Origin of the sequence: Pseudomonas sp. URIL14HWK12:I6 (assembly GCF_000514195.1) — a bacterium.
Lineage (GTDB): Bacteria > Pseudomonadota > Gammaproteobacteria > Pseudomonadales > Pseudomonadaceae > Aquipseudomonas > Aquipseudomonas putida_A.
Window position 1 is genome coordinate 159844 of sequence record NZ_AZVL01000009.1, and the last position, 15473, is coordinate 175316.

General features: G+C 59.9%; 17 protein-coding genes. 13 read left to right on the forward strand and 4 right to left on the reverse strand.

The genetic code is table 11. The features are described from left to right. The first annotated feature begins 423 nt into the window (after positions 1 to 423). From H043_RS0114060 to H043_RS0114105, 10 genes are all read left to right on the forward strand, one after another. Complete coding sequence (locus H043_RS0114060) at positions 424 to 1173, forward strand: electron transfer flavoprotein subunit beta/FixA family protein (RefSeq protein WP_003226982.1); 750 nt, start codon at positions 424 to 426, stop codon at positions 1171 to 1173. Between the two features lie 2 nt (positions 1174 to 1175). Further along, positions 1176 to 2105, forward strand: a complete 930-nt coding sequence (locus tag H043_RS0114065; RefSeq protein WP_007961977.1) for an electron transfer flavoprotein subunit alpha/FixB family protein — start codon at positions 1176 to 1178, stop codon at positions 2103 to 2105. Positions 2106 to 2184: 79 nt separating this feature from the next. Beyond that, positions 2185 to 3006, forward strand: a complete 822-nt coding sequence (locus tag H043_RS0114070; RefSeq protein ID WP_027612389.1) for an ABC transporter substrate-binding protein — start codon at positions 2185 to 2187, stop codon at positions 3004 to 3006. Between the two features lie 9 nt (positions 3007 to 3015). Beyond that, on the forward strand, positions 3016 to 3372 hold the full coding sequence (locus H043_RS0114075; protein WP_027612390.1) for a DUF4398 domain-containing protein: 357 nt from the start codon (positions 3016 to 3018) through the stop codon (positions 3370 to 3372). After that, positions 3369 to 4181, forward strand: coding sequence for an OmpA family protein (locus H043_RS0114080; RefSeq protein WP_027612391.1), 813 nt, complete (start codon positions 3369 to 3371; stop codon positions 4179 to 4181). The genes H043_RS0114075 and H043_RS0114080 overlap by 4 nt, the downstream gene beginning before the upstream one ends. Before the next feature lie 201 nt (positions 4182 to 4382). Further along, positions 4383 to 5822: a PLP-dependent aminotransferase family protein gene (locus H043_RS0114085; RefSeq protein ID WP_003226969.1), complete on the forward strand. Its 1440-nt coding sequence runs from the start codon at positions 4383 to 4385 to the stop codon at positions 5820 to 5822. Between the two features lie 78 nt (positions 5823 to 5900). Continuing rightward, on the forward strand, positions 5901 to 6392 hold the full coding sequence (locus tag H043_RS0114090) for a hypothetical protein (protein WP_027612392.1): 492 nt from the start codon (positions 5901 to 5903) through the stop codon (positions 6390 to 6392). A 165-nt stretch (positions 6393 to 6557) separates the two neighbouring features. Then, positions 6558 to 6812: a YkgJ family cysteine cluster protein gene (locus H043_RS0114095; RefSeq protein WP_027612393.1), complete on the forward strand. Its 255-nt coding sequence runs from the start codon at positions 6558 to 6560 to the stop codon at positions 6810 to 6812. Between the two features lie 41 nt (positions 6813 to 6853). Then, positions 6854 to 7459, forward strand: coding sequence for an START domain-containing protein (locus H043_RS0114100; RefSeq protein ID WP_027612394.1), 606 nt, complete (start codon positions 6854 to 6856; stop codon positions 7457 to 7459). A 311-nt stretch (positions 7460 to 7770) separates the two neighbouring features. Further along, on the forward strand, positions 7771 to 9864 hold the full coding sequence (locus H043_RS0114105) for an LTA synthase family protein (RefSeq protein WP_027612395.1): 2094 nt from the start codon (positions 7771 to 7773) through the stop codon (positions 9862 to 9864). A 57-nt stretch (positions 9865 to 9921) separates the two neighbouring features. On the opposite strand, the gene H043_RS29790 is transcribed toward H043_RS0114105, so the two are convergent. Next, positions 9922 to 10080 (reverse strand): DUF3309 family protein, encoded by a 159-nt coding sequence (locus H043_RS29790; protein ID WP_169432680.1) that lies wholly within the window; start codon positions 10078 to 10080, stop codon positions 9922 to 9924. A 323-nt stretch (positions 10081 to 10403) separates the two neighbouring features. On the opposite strand from H043_RS29790, the gene H043_RS0114115 reads away from it, so the two are divergent. From H043_RS0114115 to csrA, 3 genes are all read left to right on the forward strand, one after another. Further along, positions 10404 to 11219, forward strand: a complete 816-nt coding sequence (locus H043_RS0114115) for an SDR family oxidoreductase (RefSeq protein ID WP_027612396.1) — start codon at positions 10404 to 10406, stop codon at positions 11217 to 11219. A gap of 63 nt (positions 11220 to 11282) precedes the next feature. Next, the gene (locus H043_RS0114120) at positions 11283 to 11615 is read left to right on the forward strand and encodes a YnfA family protein (protein WP_003226957.1); all 333 of its coding nucleotides are present in this window, start codon (positions 11283 to 11285) and stop codon (positions 11613 to 11615) included. Between the two features lie 146 nt (positions 11616 to 11761). Next, positions 11762 to 11947: a carbon storage regulator CsrA gene (gene csrA / locus H043_RS0114125; RefSeq protein ID WP_027612397.1), complete on the forward strand. Its 186-nt coding sequence runs from the start codon at positions 11762 to 11764 to the stop codon at positions 11945 to 11947. On the opposite strand, the gene H043_RS0114130 is transcribed toward csrA, so the two are convergent. The 3 genes from H043_RS0114130 to ngg all read right to left on the reverse strand — a co-directional run bounded on the left by H043_RS0114130 (position 11944) and on the right by ngg (position 15473). Further along, positions 11944 to 12171: a YheU family protein gene (locus tag H043_RS0114130; RefSeq protein ID WP_003192759.1), complete on the reverse strand. Its 228-nt coding sequence runs from the start codon at positions 12169 to 12171 to the stop codon at positions 11944 to 11946. The two genes, csrA and H043_RS0114130, sit on opposite strands and share 4 nt — an antisense overlap. A gap of 202 nt (positions 12172 to 12373) precedes the next feature. Then, positions 12374 to 13564, reverse strand: a complete 1191-nt coding sequence (locus H043_RS0114135) for an osmoprotectant NAGGN system M42 family peptidase (protein WP_027612398.1) — start codon at positions 13562 to 13564, stop codon at positions 12374 to 12376. Between the two features lie 160 nt (positions 13565 to 13724). Continuing rightward, positions 13725 to 15473, reverse strand: a complete 1749-nt coding sequence (gene ngg / locus H043_RS0114140) for an N-acetylglutaminylglutamine synthetase (protein ID WP_027612399.1) — start codon at positions 15471 to 15473, stop codon at positions 13725 to 13727.

Below are 15473 nucleotides of genomic sequence, written 5' to 3' on the forward strand. Positions count from 1 at the left end.
TAAACCACCTTTCTCTCTAGGCGGCGCATTATATCTACACCACTCCGAGCGTCCAATACAAACGTTTGTTTGAATCGGCTCCAGCCCAGAGAAATCAAAGAAGCGCGGCTTATGAACGGCCATTTTGCCGTATTGACCGGAATAGGCGTTCCGGTCAAGATACGGGCGGTTTTGCGCTCGCCGTAGGCAGACTGGCGGTTTCAAGAGCACCTCTAAAGACAGGGCACAGGCAGTTCAAGGTGATGCGCAGCGCAGTCCGGCGCGCAGTTTACACACCGTGCGATTCAATGACTTGTTGGTCACCACTGACGAACGGTCATCGCCACCAGCCGGCGTTTTTAGAGGTGCCCTTGTGCCCGATGAGCATCAACCGCCAGGTTCGCCTAGGCGACTTTCTTTTCACCGGAGAGTAACGAGGAATCCATGAAGGTTCTTGTAGCTGTCAAACGCGTTGTGGATTACAACGTCAAGGTCCGCGTCAAGGCGGACAATTCCGGCGTAGACCTCGCCAACGTCAAGATGTCGATGAACCCGTTCTGCGAAATCGCAGTGGAAGAAGCCGTACGCCTGAAAGAGAAAGGTGTTGCGACTGAAATCGTCGTCGTCTCCATCGGCCCGTCCACCGCTCAGGAACAGCTGCGTACCGCACTGGCTCTGGGTGCCGACCGCGCCATCCTCGTCGAATCCGCTGAAGACCTGACTTCGCTGGCCGTGGCCAAGCTGCTCAAGGCTGTGGTCGACAAGGAACAGCCTCAACTGGTGATCCTGGGCAAACAGGCGATCGACAGCGACAACAACCAGACCGGCCAGATGCTCGCTGCACTGAGCGGCTACGGTCAGGGCACTTTCGCCTCGAAAGTCGAAGTCTCCGGCGACAGCGTTGCCGTGACCCGCGAAATCGACGGCGGCGCGCAGACCGTTTCCCTGAAACTGCCAGCGATCGTCACCACCGACCTGCGTTTGAACGAGCCGCGCTACGCGTCTCTGCCAAACATCATGAAAGCCAAGAAGAAGCCTCTCGAAGTGCTGACTCCGGACGCTTTGGGCGTTTCCACCGCCTCCACCAACAAGACCCTGAAAGTCGAAGCGCCGGCTGCACGCAGCGCAGGCATCAAGGTCAAGTCGGTGGCTGAACTGGTCGAGAAACTGAAAAACGAAGCGAAGGTAATCTAATCATGACTATCTTGGTAATCGCCGAACACGACAACAAGGTGCTGGCCCCGGCCACACTGAACACCGTGGCTGCTGCTGCCAAAATCGGTGGCGACATTCACGTGCTGGTTGCAGGTCAGGGCGCTGGCGCCGTGGCTGAAGCCGCTGCGAAAATCGCTGGCGTAAGCAAAGTCCTGAACGCTGACAATGCCGCTTACGCGCATCAGCTGCCGGAAAACGTTGCGCCGCTGGTTGCAGAGCTGGGCAAGGGCTACAGCCACATCCTGGCTGCCGCCACGTCCAACGGCAAAAACATCCTGCCGCGCGTTGCCGCTGCGCTGGACGTTGACCAGATCTCCGAGATCATCTCGGTAGAAAGCGCCGACACCTTCAAGCGTCCGATCTACGCCGGTAACGCTATCGCTACCGTGCAATCGACCGCTGCGATCAAAGTGATCACCGTGCGTGCCACCGGTTTCGACCCGGTTGCCGCTGAAGGTGGTTCGGCGGCTGTTGAAGCGGTTGCTGCTGCGCACGACGCCGGCACTTCCAGCTTCGTCAGCGAAGAACTGGCCAAGTCCGATCGTCCTGAGCTGACCGCTGCCAAGATCGTCGTTTCCGGCGGCCGCGGCATGCAGAACGGTGACAACTTCAAACACCTGTACGCTCTGGCCGACAAGCTGGGGGCTGCCGTGGGTGCTTCGCGCGCCGCGGTCGACGCAGGTTTCGTACCGAACGACATGCAGGTCGGTCAGACCGGCAAGATCGTTGCGCCACAGCTGTATATCGCGGTCGGTATCTCCGGCGCGATCCAGCATTTGGCCGGCATGAAAGACTCCAAAGTGATCGTCGCGATCAACAAGGATGAAGAAGCGCCAATCTTCCAGGTGGCCGATTACGGTCTGGTGGCGGATCTGTTCGAAGCGGTACCTGAGCTGGAGAAGCTGGTCTAATCCGGCAGCTTCACTTATAAAGAGCCCGGCCTTATGGTCGGGCTTTTTTTGTCTCGAATTTGCGTGGGAGTGTTTTGCCATGGATCTGCGCCGCGGGTTGTTATTGGGATTGATCCTGTTACCGGGGATGGCTGCGGCCGCCGGCAAATGCGAGCGCCTTGTCGTCACCGGCAGCCCGGATGCGCCGCCGTACCTGTGGCAGGATCCACAGAATCCCAAGCACTTGATCGGCGCCAGTGCCGACCTGTTGCAGCAAGTGGCCAAGGATCTGGGGATCAAGGTCGAGCTGCTCTACGCCGGCAAACGCGCGCAGGCGCTTGATGAAGTGCGCAGCGGACGCATGGACATGCTGGCCGACACGCCGCTGATGTTCAACGAACTGGAAAACCTCGATTACATCTATCCACCGTTGCTGGAAAACGACTATCTGGTGTGGACGCGCAAAGGCTCGACGCTGGTCTACAGCGAAGCCAGGGATTTGCACGGGCACACTGGCGGGTTGTCGGAAAAGTCTCGAATGACCCAGGCATTCGGCACTTTCGCCGAGCAGAATCTGACCCTGACGCGGACGACAAACCTCACTCAGGCCTTTCAGAAACTTCTGCTGGGTGAAGTGGAATACGTACTCGCCGGTCGCTACTCGGGCATGGCCGCCGCGCAGGCATTGGGCATGGCCAATGATCTGCTGGCGTTCGAGCAACCGATCGACCGACCGGGACTGTTCCTCGCGGTTTCGCACAACTCGGCCTGCAACGATCCGTGGTTGCGCGGACAGCTCGCTAAAAAGATGACAGAATTGCCCGCGTCCGGACTGACCGAAGCCGCGCTGCAACGCAACATCGAGCGCTGGAAGGCTCAGCAGCAACAGCCGCAGCCACCTGTCAGTGCCCCAAAACAGTAGGGATTCTTAGTGAGTATTCGACCTCTTTTCGCGGCCATGGCCGTTCTGGCCCTGGCCGGCTGCGCCAACGATCCGGCACCCAATGAGCAAATGCGCCTGACCGAGCAGGCCATCACCCAGGCCAAGGCTGTCGGTGCGACCGCCGATGAAATGCCGGAAATGAAACTGGCCGAAGACAAGTTCAACCGGGCCAAGGGCAACATGACCGACGAGTCCTTCAAGAACGCCCGCATGCGCGCCGAACAGGCCGAGCTGGATGCACGTCTGGCCGAAGCCAAGGTGCTGACGCAAAAGAGCGAAGAGCAACTGAACGTGCTCAACACCCGCATCATCCGTCTGCGCAAGCAACTGGGAGATGCCCAATGAGCCTCAAGTCCAAAGCCCTCGGCGGTTTGCTTCTGGCCGGTTGCGCGAGCCTCTATGGTTGCGCCGGTCAACACGGTGAGGCCGCATTGCAACAGGCCGGCAGTGATTTCCAGAAGGTCAAGGAAGATTCCAACGTGCTGCGTATCGCGCCCAAGGATGTGATCCGCGCCGGTGAGTCGCTGGCCCGTGCCGATCGCCTGTCGACCTATTGGGGCAGTGGCTCGGACGTGGTGCATTACGCCTACCTGAGTCAGCGCTATAGCGAAATCGCCCGCGAACACACCAATCTGGTGCTCAACGAAGAGCGCGCGGCGAAGCTCGAGCTGGAACGCCAGCGCCTGCAACTGGCCCTGCGCGAGTCCAAACTGCTGAGCGTGCAGCAGCAGGGCAAGTGGCTCGAGGAGCAGATCGTCGCGCTGGCCACCACGCAAACCGATCGCGGCCTGGTCATGACCTTGGGCGACGTGCTGTTCGACACCGGCGAAGCGGAGCTGAAGAACTCGGCCAACCGTGTAGTGCTGAAGATCGTGCAGTTTCTGCAGCTCAACCCGAAACGCGTGGTGCGCATCGAGGGCTACACCGACAGCACCGGCGGCAAGCAGGAAAACCTCAAGCTGTCGCGTGATCGTGCGCAGGCGGTGGCCGATGTGCTGATGGACCTGGGTATCGAGGACAAGCGGATTCAGGTCGAAGGTTACGGCGACGAATACCCGGTGGACGTCAACGCTTCCGAGCGCGGGCGGGCACAGAACCGTCGGGTGGAAATTGTGTTCTCCGACGAAAAAGGCCAGCTCGGCGCCGCCCGCTGAGGGCTGCGTCTCTGGAAAGCCCGGCCTGTCATGCAGCGCCGGGCTTTTTTACGTCTGTCGAATAGCGCGCAAATCCGTACAGTTGTAGCTGACACTGCACTGTACGGTCGACTATGGTGGCAACTGTCCCAGTACACTTCTAAACTGTTCCGGTATTGTTTCACACAAGAATAAAATGCCCGTGAAATCGAGTGCTGCGTCATGACCAACCTCTTGCTCTACCAACGTATTGCTCAACAGCTGGCGGAAGACATCCGGCGCGGTGTCTATCAGCCCGGAGAACGCGTGCCGTCGGTGCGCAAGATGAGTTCGCAGCTCAATGTCAGCCATGCAACGGTGTTGCAGGCTTACGCCAACCTCGAAGATCAGGGCCTGATCCGTGCACGGCCGCAGTCCGGTTACTACGTGCACCAGACCCCGGCACTGACAGCGCCGACCCCGGACATCGCCCGGGTCGAGCGGCCAGGACTGGTCACCCGCGCCAGCATCATTCAGCAAGTGTTGGTCGAATCGCGGCGCGAAGGGGTGTTCCCGTTGGGCGCTGCGGTGCCGAGTGTCGATTACCTCCCGGTGCGCGCGCTGCATCAACAACTGGCCAAGGTCACCCGATTCCATAGTCCGCGCGCGTTCAGTTACATGTTCAGCCCGGGTTTCGAACCGCTGCGTCGGCAAGTGGCGATCCGCATGCGCGATGCCGGGGTCGTCGTCGATCCTTCAGAAGTGGTGATCACCCACGGGTGTGTCGATGCGCTGCAGATGTCGCTGCGGGTGCTGACCCGTCCGGGCGACCTGATCGCCGCCGAATCGCCAACCTATTACGGTCTACTGCAACTGGCCGACCTGCTGGGCCTGAAAGTGATCGAGATCCCCAGCGATCCGGCCACCGGCATGAGCCTCGAAGCCTTGCAACTGGCGGCGAACCAATGGTCGATCAAAGCCTTGGTTCTGACCACTCGCCTGAGCAATCCCTTGGGCGGCACCATGCCGGAAGAGCGGCAGAAACAACTGCTGCGCCTGGCTTCGGACTTCGATATCCAGATCGTCGAAGACGACATCTATGGCGAGTTGATGTTCGAACAGGGCCGCACCAAAGCCCTCAAGGCCTACGATCGACTGGATCGGGTGATCTACTGCTCGAGCTTTTCCAAGACGTTGTCGCCGGGTGTGCGCGTCGGCTGGATGATCGCCGGCAAGTATCAGCAGGAAATTCAGCGTCTGCAGACCTTCACCACGCATTCGGCGTGCAGCGTCACGCAAATGGCGATTGCCGCTTATCTGGAAAATGGCGGTTATGACCGGCATTTACGGTACATCCGCCAGGAATACCGAAAAAACCTCAGCGCATTTCAGCTGGCGGTGCAGCAGTACTTCCCCGAAGGCACGCAAATGACCCGGCCCACGGGCGGTTTCATCCTCTGGGTGAGTCTGCCGGGCAGGGTCAATACCCAGGAATTGCATGTCCGCGCCTTGCAGCAGGGCATCAGTATTGCGCCGGGGCTGATCTTCAGTAATACCGAGCAGTTCAACCACTGCATCCGCCTGAACTGCGGCACGCCGTGGAATCGCGAGGCGGAAAGGGCGCTGATGACCCTCGGTTTGCTGGCGACTCAACTGTGTCAGGAAACCGCAGGCGGTTTCTGAACGAGTGGCGCACCGCGCTTGTCTTGTGACGCTCAACAGGCGAGCATATGGCCCTCTGCCGTTAGTGTTGTGGGGCTCATGAAAGCGATTTTGCCTGCTGCCTGGATTTTGCTTGGTGTGTTGACGATGGGCCATGCGCCCGGTGTCATGGCAGCCGCCGTTCAGGAAAAGCCTGCGGCGTCAGCTCCGGCGAGTAAAACGGCCAGCAACAAAGCCGTTGCGGACAAGAAAGCTCAGACGAAGAAAGCCCCGCAGAAGAAAGCGGCCCCGGTGAAGAAGCGTCCCCCGATTGCCTCCAAGTCAAAACCGGCCAGTGAAGTGGCTAAAACCAGACTGCCGCCGGCCAAGCTGGACCTGAGCCTGCCCAAAGACATGGTCCAGCAGCTCAAACCTGCCGGTACCGTGCCGATGCCCAAACACGACGCGATCCTGCCGCAGATGTTTGGCGAGAAGAACAGCGGCTTCCAGCTCAATGGCCGCCTGCTCAGCAATGAAATGCAGTTGCAGCTGCGCAACGAAGAGCGCCGCGAAGTCGAAGGCGCAGCGCTGGATTTCGAGTTCAAGCAATAAATTCAATCGACCCGTGACCCGCAGACCAGACGCTTTGTCGGAGACTGGTCGGTCACATTCAGTTATCGGTAAAAACCCCGGTGCAGGGAATTTGAAACAACCGTTTTAGCGGTTACTCTGTTCGTGTCTCTTTAACACATTGCCCGTCGCGAGGACTTGCTCGTCATGAAATGCCGTGAAGGCTGTGGCGCTTGCTGCATTGCCCCGTCCATCAGCTCTGCCATTCCGGGCATGCCCAACGGCAAACCTGCCGGCGAACGTTGCGTGCAACTCTCGGTCGAAAACCTGTGCAGCATTTTCGGCCAGCCGGAGCGTCCGGCGGTCTGTTCAGGATTCGCCGCCGATGTCGAAGTCTGCGGCAGCAGCTCGGAAGAAGCGATCAGGTTGATCGGCTGGTGGGAGCAGATGACGGCGGCGTGATGTGTCAAACGAACGGAACTTCAACAATAAGGAATAAGACTATGGGTTCGCTGCATCGTATCGCTGTGTTGTGTGGTTTGACCGCTGTGCTGGCTACTTCGATGGCTCAGGCCGAAGACTGGAAGGTCGCCAAGGAACAGGACGGGATCAAGGTCTCGCTGGCCGAAGTGCCGGGTTCCGATTACAAGTCCTATCAGGGTGTTGCCCTGATGAAGACCACCGTTGCCAAACTGCGTGCCTTGCAGGAAGACGTGGCCGGAGCCTGCGCCTGGATTCACGAATGCAAAACCCAGAAACTGCTCAAGCACGAGGGCGATCAGAGCTGGACCTACACCCAGTTCAATACGCCGTGGCCAGTGACCCCACGTGATTCGGTGTTGCACATCACCACCGTTGAGGGCGCCGATGGCAGCCTGACCCGCAACCTCGAAGGCGTGCCGAAGTACCTTCCCGAAGAGAAAGGCTTTGTCCGTGTCGCTCAGGTCAAAGGGTTCTGGAAGTTCGTACCCAAAGGTGATCAAGTCGAAGTGACCTATCAGGTGCACACCGAACCCGGTGGCAGCGTGCCAAGCATGATTGCCAACAAGTTCGTGGTCGATGCGCCGTTCAATACGCTGAAAGCCCTGAAAGAACGCGCCGAGAAGTAATTTTTCGCGCTGACAGCAAAACGCCCCGACCGAATCGGGGCGTTTTATTTTGTCGTTATATTGTGTTTCCAGATATGCGTTGGACGAAATTTTCACAAAGTGTTCCAGACAATTCGCCCGCGCAATTCAGCTTGTCCCCGCCCGAATGCTTATATGAAAGAGTCGGGCAGTAGGGCAGTAATCAATGGCAATGCTGCCGTTGATCGTGCAACATTTGCGCACCGCGCACGCCCCGGGGCCTGGAATGGCCAAAAGAGGGCATGGCGCCGCTGTATTTTGCAACTTCAACTTCCAATGGGTCCTAAAACGACATGGCAAACCCGGACGCCCTGAATCAGCAGCGATCTTCCACTCGCCTGCTGCAACCGACCGTCAAATCGCATCTGGCCTACACGCTGCTGTGTGCCCTGGTCATGATGGTGATGTTTTCCGTGCTGCGCCTCGCGCTGCTGGTCTACAACCGCGAGATGATCCTCGATACCCCGGCTTCGACCTTCCTCGAAGCCTTCGCCAACGGCCTGCGTTTCGACCTGCGCCTGGTGGTCTACGTCTGCGTTCCGCTGGTGCTGGCGCTGTTCAGTGCCCGGGCGATGGCTGCGCGTGGCTTCTTCCGCCTGTGGCTGACCGTGGCGTCCAGCATCGCGCTGTTCCTCGGCCTGATGGAAATGGACTTCTACCGCGAGTTCCACCAGCGCCTCAATGGCCTGGTGTTCCAGTACGTGAAAGAAGACCCGAAAACCGTGATGAGCATGCTCTGGTACGGTTTCCCGGTAGTGCGTTACCTGCTGGCGTGGGTCATCGGCACCGTGATCCTGACCCTGGCCTTCAAGGGCGCCGACCGTGCGACCCGTCCACGCGGCCCGTTCAGCGGCGGCAACGTCGGCACCCGTCAGGTGGCGCCGTGGTACACCCGCCTGGCGGTGTTCGTGGTCTGCCTGCTGATCTGCGTCGTGGCGGCCCGTGGCACCCTGCGTCAGGGCCCGCCGCTGCGTTGGGGTGACGTGTACACCACCGAATCGAACTTCGCCAACCAGCTCGGCCTCAACGGCACGCTGTCGCTGATCGCCGCCGCCAAGGACCGCATGGGCGAGGACCGCGATAACATCTGGAAAGCCACCCTGCCGCAGGAACAGGCGCAGAAAGTGGTGCGCGAGATGCTGGTGATGCCGGACGACAAACTGGTCGATGCCGACATCGCTGCCGTGCGTCGTGACTACACGCCGCCGGCCGACAAGACCCTGCCGATCAAGAACGTAGTCGTGATCCTGATGGAAAGCATGGCTGGTCACTCGGTCGGCGCCCTGGGCGCACCGGGCAACATCACACCTTACCTCGACAAACTGTCGAAGGAAGGCCTGCTGTTCGACCGCTTCTTCTCCAACGGCACCCATACCCACCAGGGCATGTTTGCGACCATGGCGTGCTTCCCGAACCTGCCGGGTTTCGAATACCTGATGCAGACCCCGGAAGGCAGCCACAAGCTGTCCGGTCTGCCGCAGCTGCTCAGCGCGCGCAAGTATGACGACGTGTATGTCTACAACGGCGACTTCGCCTGGGACAACCAGTCGGGCTTCTTCAGTAACCAGGGCATGACCAACTTCGTTGGCCGTAACGACTTCGTCAATCCGGTGTTCTCCGATCCGACCTGGGGCGTGTCCGACCAGGACATGTTCGACCGTGGTCTGCAGGAGCTGAAGGCACGGGAAAACGGCAAGCCGTTCTACGCGCTGCTGCAAACCCTGTCCAACCACACGCCGTACGCCTTGCCGACGCCATTGCCGGTCGAGCGCGTGACCGATCGTGGCAGCCTCAACGAACACCTGACTGCCATGCGTTACGCCGACTGGGCACTGGGTCAGTTCTTCGAGAAGGCGCGTAAAGAGCCGTACTTCAAGGAAACCCTGTTCGTGATCGTCGGCGACCACGGTTTCGGCAACGAACGCCAGATCACCGAAATGGACCTGGGCCGCTTCAACGTGCCGATGCTGATGATCGCCCCGGGCATTCAGGAAAAATTCGGCACCCGTGACCACACCGTGGGTACGCAGATCGACATCGTGCCGACCATCATGGGTCGTCTGGGTGGCGAAGTGCGTCATCAGTGCTGGGGGCGTGACCTGCTCAACCTGCCGGCCGGCGACACCGGTTTCGGTGTGATCAAGCCGTCGGGCAGCGAGCAGACCACCGCCATCGTCACTGCCGACCAGATCCTGGTGCTGCCGAAAGAGAAGGAAATGGCGCCGAAGATCTACCAGTACCAACTGGGCGCGAACCCTTCTGCCGAGATCATTCCGGACGCACCGCGTACCGCCGAACTGAAGCTCAAGCTGGAAGCGTTCCTGCAAACGGCGACCAAGAGTCTGATGGACAACACTGCCGGTGTGATCAACGGCAAGCCGGACTGATAAAACCGCTGCATAAAAAAGAGGCCCCTGAGGGCCTCTTTTTTTTGTCTTGGGGTTTTATATCCTGCCAAGTAACAGCAAGACCAACAGCACCACCAACACCACGCCGATAATGCCCGAAGGACCATAACCCCAACTTCTGGAGTGCGGGAAGACCGGCAGACCACCGATCAGCAACAGGATCAGGATAATGATAAGAATTGTGCCCATGTCGATTTCCTTGTTTATAGCGTTCGAGAAGACTTGGTGTTCAAGGGCGACTGGAGGCTAACTAATTCCAGACGGCTTACAAATTCCGACCGGTGCGGATGAAAGAAAATTCAATGTTTTTTTAATGTATTTGGATTACTCGCTTATTTCCTTTGCAGCAAAAAAATCGCCGCCTCGTTTCACTTGCCAACTCTTGCCCGAATCCATGTAGGCGCTGCCGAAGGCTGCGATCTTTTGATCCTGTATTCAGCAATCTGATGGAGCGTGGGTGGCCAGTGTTCCTTCGCTACACTCCGTGCATCTCCTACGGAACAACAAGGCTGTCTGCTATGCAAAATCGCATGATGATCACGGGTGCGGGCTCAGGTTTGGGTCGCGAAATCGCGCTGCGCTGGGCGCGTGAAGGCTGGCAGCTGGCCTTGTCCGACGTCAGCGAACCTGGCCTGCAGGAAACCCTGAAGCGGGTGCGCGAGGCCGGTGGTGACGGTTTCACCCAACGTTGCGATGTGCGTGACTACAGCCAGCTCACCGCGTTTGCCCAGGCTTGCGAAGTGAAGCTCGGCGGTATCGATGTCATCGTCAACAACGCCGGTGTGGCGTCCGGCGGGTTCTTCAGCGAGCTGTCGCTGGAGGATTGGGACTGGCAGATCGCGATCAACCTGATGGGGGTGGTCAAGGGCTGCAAGGCGTTCCTGCCGCTGCTGGAGCAGAGCAGAGGCAAGATCATCAACATCGCTTCGATGGCTGCACTGATGCAGGGCCCGGCGATGAGCAACTACAACGTGGCCAAAGCCGGTGTAGTGGCGCTGTCGGAAAGTTTGCTGATCGAACTGGCGCAGCAGGAAGTCAGCGTGCATGTGGTCTGCCCGTCGTTCTTCCAGACCAACTTGCTCGACTCGTTCCGTGGTCCGACCCCGGCCATGAAAGCCCAGGTCGGCAAGTTGCTGGAAAGTTCGCCGATCACGGCTGCCGACATTGCAGACTATATCTACCAGCAAGTGGCCGCCGGCGAATTCATGATCCTGCCGCACGAGCAGGGGCGCATGGCCTGGGCGATCAAACAGAAGAACCCGCAACTGATCTACAACGAAATGACCACCATGGCCGATAAAATGCGCGCCAAGGCCAGACAAACCAACGGCTGAACTTGCCCCGAGGATGTTGCGTCGTTAGGGTGGCCGCAATGGTCACCCTGTCGAGACGCATCAATGCTCAATTACCTGTGGTTCTTCCTCGCGGCGCTGTTTGAAATCGCCGGTTGTTTCGCCTTTTTCATGTGGCTGCGTCAGGGCAAAAGTGCCTTGTGGGTGATCCCGGCGCTGCTCAGCCTGACCCTGTTCGCGCTGTTGTTGACCCGCGTCGAAGCGGCTTATGCCGGGCGCGCCTATGCCGCCTATGGCGGGATCTACATCGTCGCGTCGATCGGCTGGCTGGCGGTGGTCGAGCGCGTTCGCCCTTTGGGTTCGGACTGGATCGGCGTGGCGCTGTGCGTGATCGGCGCGAGCGTGATTCTGTTCGGGCCGCGATTTTCCGCGGCTTGAGGCGAGACTGTTTAGCGATTTGCAGGAAACGTCTGACGGGCGCGGCGCTTGTGGGTGTAGGGCAAGACTGAATTGCTCTGCGTGCATTGTCGAGCGGGCGCCCACCGCGCATCTTCAGGGCTGGCTAACCCTGAAGGATAAATTCCATGCTTGTACTCAGCCGTGTAGTGGGCGAGTTGATTTCCATCGGTGACGACATTTCCGTGCGCGTGTTGTCAGTCAACGGCTCCAGCGTGCGCTTTGGTGTCGAGGCGCCGCAGAAGGTCAATGTGCACCGTTCTGAAGTCTATCAGCGGATCCAGCGCAAACAGGTCACCGAAAAGGTCCGCTAGTCGAACAGATGCTTGGGCACATCGTGTTTGAGCATCAACTGGCATTGTTCGCTTTCCGGGTCGAAGACGATCAGCGCCTGGCCTTTGGTCAGCGCCTGGCGCACGCGCAGCACGCGGGTTTCCAGCGGTGTGTCATCACCGTTGTCGGTGCCGTCGCGGGTGACGAAGTCCTCGATCAGGCGGGTGAGGGTGTCGACTTCAAGAGCGTCGTAGGGAATCAGCATGGGCACCTCGGCTAAATCAATGGCGGGATGCTACGGCGATTGGTGGCTGGCTGCCAGTTTTGTGTGGGCGGGTCTGGCCCCATCGCTGGCAAGCCAGCTCCCACAGAGTTTGTTGATGTACACAAACAGGTGATCCACCTCGAAAACTGTGGGAGCTGGCTTGCCAGCGATGGGGTCAGTCCAGCCACCACAGAATCCCGGATCAACTGTCGGAACGCTGCCCCACCAGACTGTCCACCGACGGCACTCGCGTATCGCTCTCCATCTGTGTCTCATGTTCGATCTGGTGACTGAAGCGATCCAGCGAAGCATTGGCCGGCGCCGCATCGCTGGCAAATACCGGCGGACTCAGAATGTACGCCCCGAGCAAACGACTGAGCGCCGCCAGACTGTCGATGTGCGTACGTTCATAACCATGGGTCGCATCACAGCCGAAGGCCAGCAGGGCGGTGCGGATATCGTGCCCGGCAGTCACCGCCGAATGCGCGTCGCTGAAGTAATAGCGGAACAGGTCGCGCCGTACCGGCAGTTCGTTTTCCCCGGCCAGGCGCAACAAATGCCGCGACAGGTGATAGTCGTAAGGCCCGCCGGAATCTTGCATTGCCACGCTCACCGCGTGTTCGCTGGAGTGCTGGCCCGGCGCGACCGGCGCGATGTCGATGCCGACGAACTCGCTGACATCCCACGGCAAGGCTGCCGCCGCACCGCTGCCGGTTTCCTCGGTGATGGTGAACAGCGGGTGACAGTCGATCATCAATTCCTGACCGCTCTCGACGATGGCTTTGAGCGCAGCGAGCAACGCCGCAACCCCGGCCTTGTCGTCGAGGTGTCGGGCACTGATGTGACCGCTGTCGGTGAACTCCGGCAGCGGGTCGAACGCCACCACGTCGCCGACGCTGATGCCCAGCGAGTCGCAATCGGCCTTGGTCGCGCAGTAGGCATCCAGACGCAGCTCGACGTGATCCCAGCTGATCGGCATCTCGTCTACGGCAGTGTTAAACGCGTGCCCGGAGGCCATCAGCGGCAACACGCTGCCGCGTATCACGCCATTATCGGTGAACAGGCTGACCCTGCTGCCCTCGGCAAACCGGCTCGACCAGCAACCGACCGGGGCCAGGGTCAGACGGCCATTGTCTTTCACCGCACGCACGGCGGCGCCGATGGTGTCGAGGTGCGCGGAGACAGCGCGGTCAGGGCTGTTTTTCTTGCCCTTGAGGGTGGCGCGAATGGTGCCGCGACGGGTCATTTCGAACGGGATGCCAAGTTCTTCCAGACGCTCGGCGACGTAGCGCACGATGGTGTCGGTGAACCCGGTAGGGCTGGGAATGGCGAGCATTTCCAGCAGGACTTTTTGCAGGTAGTTCAGATCCGGTTCAGGGATTTGTGTGGTCATGGAAACTCCTGATGAGTTGAGGCGCATCGATGGTTTCGATGAGAAGGGATTTGTGGTGCCTGATTCGGCCCCTTCGCGAGCAGGCTCGCTCCCACATTTGGATGAGTTCCCCTGTGGGAGCGAGCCTGCTCGCGAAGGCGTCAGTCCAGACACCTCGGAATCAAGAAACAGCCGGCTGACTGTGCGGAAACAACAGATCGACAAACCGCTCCGCCGTCGGCTGCGGCTCGTGATTGGCCAGGCCGGCGCGTTCATTGGCTTCGATAAACACGTACTCGGACTGATCCGCCGCCGGCACCATCAAGTCGAGGCCAACCATCGGAATATCCAGCGCCCGCGCTGCGCGGACGGCGGCATCGACCAGGGTCGGGTGCAGGATTGCGGTGACATCTTCCAGCGTGCCACCGGTGTGCAGATTGGCCGTGCGACGGACGAACAGGTGCTCGCCCGCCGGCAGGATGCTGCTGTAGTCATACCCGGCCGCGTGCAGGGTGCGTTGGGTTTCGTGATCCAGCGGGATCTTGCTCTCGCCACTGGTAGCCGCTTGCCGACGCCGGCTCTGCGCCTCGATCAATGCACCGATCGAATGATGGCCGTCACCGACCACCTCGGCGGGACGACGAATCGCTGCCGCCACCACTTCAAAACCGATCACCAGAATCCGCAGGTCGAGGCCTTCGTGGAAGCTTTCCAGCAGTACGCGGCTGTCGAAACGCTTGGCGGCTTCGATGGCCTGCTGCACCTCTTCGATGCTCTGTAGATCCACCGCCACGCCCTGGCCTTGTTCACCGTCGAGCGGCTTGACCACCACACGCTGATGCTCGTCAAGAAACGCCAGGTTGTCGTCGGCGTTGCCCGCCAGTTGCTGCGAAGGCAGCTTCAGTCCGGCGCCTTTCAACACTTTGTGGGTCAGGCTTTTGTCCTGACACAGACTCATGCTGATCGCGCTGGTCAGGTCGCTCAACGATTCGCGGCAACGTACCCGGCGCCCGCCATGGCTGAGGGTGAACAGCCCGGCTTCGGCATCGTCCACTTGCACATCGATGCCGCGCCGGTGCGCTTCCTCGACGATGATCCGCGCATAAGGGTTGAAGTTGGCTTCCGGCCCGGGCCCGAGGAACAGCGTCTGATTAATGCCGTTCTTGCGCTTGATGGCGAAGGTCGAGAGGTTGCGAAAACCGAGCTTGGCGTAAAGATTTTTGGCCTGACGGTTGTCATGCAGCACCGACAGATCCAGATAACTCAGGCCGCGACTCATAAAGTGTTCGATCAAGTGCCGCACCAGCACTTCACCGACGCCCGGCCGCGAGCACTGCGGATCCACCGCCAGGCACCACAGACTGCTGCCATGTTCCGGATCGTTGAAGGCTTTCTGGTGATTGAGGCCCATGACGCTGCCGATCACCGCGCCGCTATCTTCATCTTCGGCCAGCCAGTACACCGGACCGCCCTGATGATGCGGGGTCAGCCGTGTCGCATCGATCGGCAACATGCCGCGTGCCTGATACAGCAGATTGATTGCCTGCCAGTCCGCTTCGCTTTGCGCGCGGCGAATGCGGAAGCCGCGAAACACGCGGGTGGCCTGGCGGTAATCGCTGAACCACAGGCGCAGAGTATCGGATGGGTCGAGAAACAGTTGCGTCGGTTCCAGCCCGAGAATCTGCTGCGGTGCGGCGACATAAAGGGCGATATCGCGTTCGCCGGGCTGCTCGTTGAGCAGTTCCTGCGCCAGCGTCGCCGGGTCAGGGAAAGTGTGGCCGATCAGCAGCCGGCCCCAACCGCAATGTACGGCGATGGGGTCGGCGCCGAGTTCGCTGCCGTCTTCGGCCAGACGCGCCTGCAAGCGTTCATACGACGGTGTCTGACCGCGTATCAGGCGCTGATTGATCGCTGTGGCGTGAGGTTTCAT